Annotated in this window: 5 protein-coding genes; 3 read left to right on the top strand and 2 right to left on the bottom strand. The window is 73.2% G+C overall.

Features of this window, described 5'->3' with window-relative positions; genetic code table 11:
• The first annotated feature begins 124 nt into the window (after positions 1 to 124).
• Both HCN52_RS20780 and HCN52_RS20775 read left to right on the top strand, forming a co-directional pair.
• Positions 125 to 1,183 carry an SIS domain-containing protein gene (locus HCN52_RS20780; protein ID WP_168089980.1) on the top strand — a complete coding sequence of 353 codons (1,059 nt, stop codon included), beginning with the start codon at positions 125 to 127 and terminating at the stop codon, positions 1,181 to 1,183.
• Positions 1,184 to 1,854: 671 nt separating this feature from the next.
• A complete protein-coding gene (locus HCN52_RS20775; protein ID WP_168089981.1) occupies positions 1,855 to 3,342 on the top strand; it encodes a PAS domain-containing sensor histidine kinase in 1,488 nt (495 codons plus the stop codon).
• Positions 3,343 to 3,973: 631 nt separating this feature from the next.
• Here the strand turns inward: HCN52_RS20775 and HCN52_RS20770 are convergent.
• Positions 3,974 to 4,231 (bottom strand): WhiB family transcriptional regulator, encoded by a 258-nt coding sequence (locus HCN52_RS20770; protein WP_103503164.1) that lies wholly within the window; start codon positions 4,229 to 4,231, stop codon positions 3,974 to 3,976.
• A 338-nt stretch (positions 4,232 to 4,569) separates the two neighbouring features.
• A complete protein-coding gene (locus HCN52_RS20765; RefSeq protein WP_168089979.1) occupies positions 4,570 to 5,538 on the bottom strand; it encodes a diacylglycerol/lipid kinase family protein in 969 nt (322 codons plus the stop codon).
• A gap of 78 nt (positions 5,539 to 5,616) precedes the next feature.
• Between HCN52_RS20765 and HCN52_RS24920 the strand changes: the two genes are divergently transcribed.
• Positions 5,617 to 6,197: hypothetical protein (locus HCN52_RS24920; protein WP_209314798.1), on the top strand; the 581-nt coding region annotated here is incomplete at its 3' end.

The raw sequence follows: 6,197 nt of genomic DNA, 5'->3' as shown, positions 1-6,197 counted from the left end.
CGAGGATGTCGATGTGGTACTCGCAGGCCGCCGCGAGCGCCGAGTCCGCGTTGTTGGTGACGGCCAGGGTGACCGCGCCCGCGGCACGCGCGTCACCGCCCGGCCGCCTCCCTGGAGCCCTCCCATGACCCTGACCCCCGGCACCCCCGGCGCGATCATGTCCGCCGAGATCGCCGAGCAGCCCGCCGCGCTGGAACGTCTCCTGACCCGCGGCGCGCCCGCCATCGCCGCCGTCGCGGCCGAGATCCGCGCACGCAACCCCCGCTTCGTCCTGCTGACCGCGCGGGGGACCTCGGACAACGCGGCGCTGTACGCCAAGTACCTGCTGGAGATCCGGCTCGGGCTGCCCTGCGGCCTGACGTCCATGTCCACCACCACCGCCTACGGCGCCGAGCCCGACCTGACCGACGTCCTGGTGATCACCGTCAGCCAGTCCGGCGGCTCGCCGGACCTGGTCGCCTCCGCCCGGGCCGCGCGTGCCGCGGGCGCGGTCACCCTGGCCGTCACCAACAACGCGGACTCGGCGCTCGCGGCGGCCTGCGAGTACCACATCGACATCCTCGCCGGCCCCGAGAAGGCGCTGCCCGCGACCAAGACCTACACCTCCTCGCTGCTGGCGCTGTACCTGTTCGTCGCCGCGCTCGGCGGCGAGGACGGCACCGAGGCCGCCGCCGGGCTGCCCGCGCTGGCCGACGAGGTGCTGGCGCGTCAGAACGAGGTGCGGGAGCTGGCCGGCCGCTACCGCTTCGCGGAGCGCATGGTGCTGACCAGCCGCGGCTACGGCTACCCCACCGCCAAGGAGGCGGCGCTGAAGCTCATGGAGACCAGCTACATCCCGGCGCTCTCCTACTCCGGCGCGGACCTGCTCCACGGCCCGCTGGCCATGGTGGACAACGTCTCCCCGGTGATCGCTATCGTCACCGACGGCAAGGGCGGAGCGGCGCTCCAGCCCGTGCTGGACCGGTTGCTCGACCGGGGCGCGGACCTGGTCGTCATCGGCCCCCGCCGCCAGGTCGACGCGGCCTCCGGCGGCTTCGTCCTGCCGGTCGACGGGCTGCCGGAGGAACTGCAGCCGGTGCTGGAGATCCTGCCCCTGCAACTGCTGGCCCACGAGGTCACCGTCGCGCGCGGCCAGGACCCGGACGCGCCCCGCTCGCTGGCGAAGGTCACCGAGACCCACTGAGCGCGTGGGGGAGGCCCCGGGGCGGGCCCGCAGCGGCTGCGAGCCGCTGCCGCGTCGTCGGGAACGCCCGCACACGACCCGGTGGGAGGGCGCGCCTCCGCCGTGCCGCTGTCCGCAGCTGCCCGGACCCGACGCCGCGGGGCGGCCCGACGCGGGGTCGCGGGCCCGCTCCGGGCGCATCGGACGGCGGGGCCGGCCGTGGAGCGGGTGTGTACGGAAGGCGAACGCGACGCCGCCGAGGAGGGCCCGCCCGCGTCCGCCGCACCGGGCCGGGCGCGGGGGAGTCGCCGCCGCGCCCGGGCGTTCCGCGGGCGCAGGCGTCGTGGCGGGGGTGCGGGGGCTTCCCCGCAGGTGAAGGAGATCGCACCCACGGGCCGCGGCGCCAGTCAGGGACCCTCGGCCCTGCCGGCACCGCAGCCCGGAGCGATCCGGCCCGGACGCCGTCAGGGCAGAGAGCGCCGGGCCCGGTTCTGCCCACCTGTGCGGGGCGGGCAGAAGTCTGTGGCGGTACCCGCCATTGTGGACTGGACCACTGGGCCGTGTCCATGCTCCGAAGAAGTTCTCCGGCGCCGGGCCGCTCCGGCGCCCCGCCGCCGTCGGTTCTCGACGGCAGCGCGCCCGCCACCGGGTCGCCCTTCGGCCCCCGCCGGTAAGCTCGGCCCGTGCCCTCCATGAACGATCTCGTGCGCCAGCACACCGCGCTCGACGAGAGCGACCTCGACTGGCTCCACCTGCTGGTGTCCGAGTGGCAGTTGCTGGCCGACCTCTCCTTCGCCGACCTCGTGCTCTGGCTGCCGACCGAGGACGGGACGCGCTACGTCTCCGTCGCCCAGATGCGCCCCAACACCGGCCCCACGTCGTACCAGAACGACATGGTCGGCCACCTGGTGCCCCGGGGCCGCCGCCCGCTGCTGGACTCCGCCATCGACGAGGGGCGGATCGTCCGCGAGGGCGACCCCGAGTGGCGGGAGGAGGTGCCGGTCCGCGTCGAGGCCATCCCCGTGCGGCGCGAGACCCGCGTCCTCGGCGTCATCGCCCGCAACACCAACCTGCTGACCGTCCGCACCCCCAGCAGGCTGGAGCTGACGTACCTGCAGAGCGCCTCGGACCTCGCGCAGATGATCGCGGCGGGCAGTTTTCCGTTCCCGGGGCAGCAGGTGGGCATGGACCGCGCGCCGCGGGTCGGCGACGGGTTCCTCCGGCTCGACGCGGAGGGGACCGTCCAGTACGCCAGCCCCAACGCGCTCTCCGCCTACCACCGCTTGGGGCTGGCGGTGGACCTGGTCGGGCTGCCCCTGGGGCCGACGACGGCGCAACTGGCGCCGACGCGCGGCCCGGTGGACGAGTCCCTGGTGAAGCTGGCGAGCGGCTACGCACCGCGGGAGACCGAGATCGACGGCGGCGACTGCGTCATCCAGCTGCGCGCCATCCCGCTGAAGCCCAAGGGTGAGCGGATCGGTTCGCTGATCCTGCTACGGGACGTGACCGAGCTCCGGCGCCGGGAGCGGGAGCTGATCACCAAGGACGCGACCATCCGGGAGATCCACCACCGGGTGAAGAACAACCTGCAGACCGTCGCGGCGCTGCTGCGGCTCCAGGCGCGGCGGATCGCGCCCGCGGCGGAGGGCGGCGCGCGCGAGGCGCTGGAGGAGGCCGTCCGCCGGGTCGGCTCCATCGCGATCGTCCACGAGACGCTCTCCCAGAACCTCGACGAGCGGGTCGAGTTCGACGAGATCACCGACCGGGTCTTCGGCATGATGGCCGAGCTGTCCTCGGGCCGGGTGGCGATCCGCCGCACCGGCCGCTTCGGCATCCTCGACGCGGAGACGGCGACACCGCTGTCGATGGTGCTGACCGAGGTGCTGCAGAACGCGCTGGAGCACGCCTACGGGCCCGGTGACACCGGCACGGTGGAGGTCTCGGCCTCCCGGGCCGAGCCCGACCGGGTGCGCGGCGCGGGACGGTTGCTGGTCACGGTGGAGGACGACGGCCGGGGTCTGCCCGAGGGGTTCGACCTCGCGGGGGCCTCCAGCCTGGGGCTCCAGATCGTGCGGACCCTGGTGGAGGGGGAGCTGGGGGGCCGGTTCGACATGCTCCCGGCGCCCTCCGGTGGCACCCGCGCCGTCTTCGACCTGCCGCTGCAGGCCGGCAAGCGCTGATCCGTCCCGGGCGGCGCCTCGGGCCCGGCTCCGCCCGGTCCGAGGGGAGCCCGGGGCGGGCGCGGTTCCTCTCCGTGATCGGTGGCCGGTGGCCGGCGAGGGTGCCGTGTTCCGCCGTGGATTCGGCGCACGCCTTTTCTTCGCAATCGTGTTCATGGCGTCGCTATTTGTCGCACCCGTACGCATGTCTGTTTCAGATAAAGCGCCACGCAACGCGATTACGTGATGACGGGAGTTGTCTGCCGATCGACAATCCGACCGTTCGGACGGGAGCGTCAATGCGCGTGACGCGGTCGGCTGCACACCTCGCCGGCGCATCCGACCGGATCGGGTGACGCGGCGTCAACTCGACGTGACGGCACAGCGGTCGACGGGCGCGGTGCCGTGAGGCACGGCGCGGGGCGTGCCGGGGGTGGGGGAGCGGCGGCAGCGGGGCCGGTCGGGGCGCACGGGCTTCGCCGCCGGGAACGCCGAAGCCCCGGACCGCAGGGCGTGCGGTCCGGGGCCGGTGGCGTGACGTCGGTTCCGGTGGTGGCCGGGGTCGACATCCAGTCTTGGGTGATACCTACAGCGCGGGCGCTGCGTGCTGCGGCTCGGGGCAGCGGGGGGCGTTCGGCCGTGGCCGACAGCGTCAGGCGTTGGCCTTGCGGGCGCGGTTGCGGGCGGCGCGGCGCTTCATCGCGCGGCGCTCGTCCTCGCTCAGCCCGCCCCAGACACCGGAGTCCTGGCCGGACTCAAGCGCCCACTGCAAGCACTGCTCCATGACGGGGCAGCGCCGGCAGACAGCCTTGGCTTCCTCGATCTGCAGCAGCGCAGGACCGGTGTTGCCGATGGGGAAGAAGAGCTCGGGGTCTTCCTCGCGGCAAACGGCGTTGTGACGCCAGTCCATGTCTGCTCCATCTCCTGCGGGTTGCGATAACGTTGCTTGTGAATGTGAACGCTTTCACGAATCCCCTCGGAGGGCAAGAAGATCTGGAAGATCAGTCTCCGGGAGGGTTCGTGTCGTTCCCCACACTCGGGCGGGGAATCAGGGCGAATCGGTCTGACATGAGGCCGGTGTGTCGGCTGTCGCGATCGCCATGTAGAGGTTCGCAAACCTCGACGGTTGATACAACCCCTTCCGGAAAGTTTTTTTTGAATCCTTGGTGTCGGTTAGCTCACAGCCCTACTTCTCCTGGGTGGGGACTGGCCTAAACGTTCGACTGAAAGGATTTTCCGGGGTTCGACTCACACAATCACACGCAGTGCATGGGGTACGCCTGTGAAGTCCACGCTGGTTCGCACTCCGAGGTGGTCACCGTCCAGTTGAAACGGCAACGGCACCTGCGAATGCAAGGTGAACTCGCTGATGTCGTGGAGGGAGGCCACATGCTTCCCGTGCGGGCCCCGCTCGGGGGTGGACCGCAGCAGCTGGGTGCCGTAGCGGGTGACCGCGGCGGAGGAGAGCTTGGAGAGCGCCAGCACGTCGAGCGCGGTGTCGAAGGAGGTGCCGGGCACCGCGTACACCGGCTTGTTGCCGAGGTACGTCCACGGCGCGGTGTTGCAGACTATGGACACCACCAGCTCCTCGATCGGCGCCTGACCGGGCCGGGTGAGGGTGATGGTGCCGCGCGAGCGGCGGGGGTCGTGCACGAAGTGACTGAGCACCTGCCGCATGTAGAGCCCGTGCGTCGACCGCTTCCCGCGCTCCCGCTCCCGCTCGACGCGGCCGATGACCCCCGCGTCGAAACCGAGCCCCGCGCAGAAGGTGAACCACCGCCCGGGGACCTCCGCGTCCTCGCTCCCCGGGGTGCCGCTCGCGTGACCGAGGCCGATCGTCCGCTCGCTGCCCGCCTCGAGCGCCGACAGCAGTGCCCCGGTCGCCTCCACGGCGTCGTTGGGCAGCCCCAGCGCCCGGGCGAAGACATTGGTCGAACCACCGGGCACCACCGCCAGGCGCGGCAGGGACCCGACGTCGGGACCGTGCGCCAGCAGCCCGTTGACGACCTCGTTGACCGTGCCGTCGCCGCCGAGCGCGACGACCAGTTCGGCCGAGCCCTCCTCGACCGCCCGCCGGGCGAGGCTCCGGGCGTGACCCCGGTGCTCGGTTGCGGCGACCTCCAACTTCAGGTCGCTCGCGAGGGCGTGGCGGATGACGTCGAGGGTCCGCGCACTGGTGGTGGTGGCTGCCGGGTTGACCACGAGGAGTGCGCGCATGGGGTGCAGCGTACCCATCGGCGGCGCCCGGCGGACCGCACGGGGCTGCGGGGCGGCCCGGGCCGCTACCCTGGCCGGGTGAGCGAGAAGCCAACGTCCGCAAGCCGGAACGCCGGCCCCGGTGGCGGGCCCGACCGGACCACCGCCGGCGCCGACCCGGACGGCGCGGCGCCCGCGCCCGGAAGGCCCACCCGGATCACCCTGGCCGCCGCCCTCAGCGGCCTCCAGGGCGCGGCCATCGCCGCCTGGGGCGCGGTCATGCTGCTCCTCACCTTCACCGGGGAACCCGACGGCCTGGTGCAGGCGCTGACCGGCGCCGTCACCGTCCTCGCCCTCGCCGTGCTGCCGCTCGCCGCCGGCCACGGGCTGTGGCGGCTGCGTCGCTGGAGCCGCGGCCCCGCCGTCCTCACCCAGATGCTCGCGCTGCCCGCCGCCTGGTACATGGTGCAGACCGGTGGCGGCTGGCTGCTCGCGGCCGTCCCCCTGGCCGCCACCGCGGTGGTCATCCTCGGCTGCCTGATGTCGCCCGCCGCGGCCGAGGCGCTCGGCGTCACCCCGCCCGGCGGGCCCCCCGCGGACGGCGCCCGCGCTGTAGGTATCACCCAAGACTGGATGTCGACCCCGGCCACCACCGGAACCGACGTCACGCCACCGGCCCC

Origin of the sequence: Streptomyces bohaiensis, from assembly GCF_012033785.1 — a bacterium.
GTDB lineage: Bacteria > Actinomycetota > Actinomycetes > Streptomycetales > Streptomycetaceae > Streptomyces > Streptomyces bohaiensis.
Note: the sequence above shows the minus strand (reverse complement) of the source record. Positions and strands in the feature narration are given on the sequence as shown.

Coding starts and splice junctions, on each gene's coding strand:
- HCN52_RS20780 (WP_168089980.1), top strand. CDS start 125: ATGACCCTGACCCCCGGCACCCCCGGCGCGATCATGTCCGCCGAGATC.
- HCN52_RS20775 (WP_168089981.1), top strand. CDS start 1,855: ATGAACGATCTCGTGCGCCAGCACACCGCGCTCGACGAGAGCGACCTC.
- HCN52_RS20770 (WP_103503164.1), bottom strand. CDS start 4,231: ATGGACTGGCGTCACAACGCCGTTTGCCGCGAGGAAGACCCCGAGCTC.
- HCN52_RS20765 (WP_168089979.1), bottom strand. CDS start 5,538: ATGCGCGCACTCCTCGTGGTCAACCCGGCAGCCACCACCACCAGTGCG.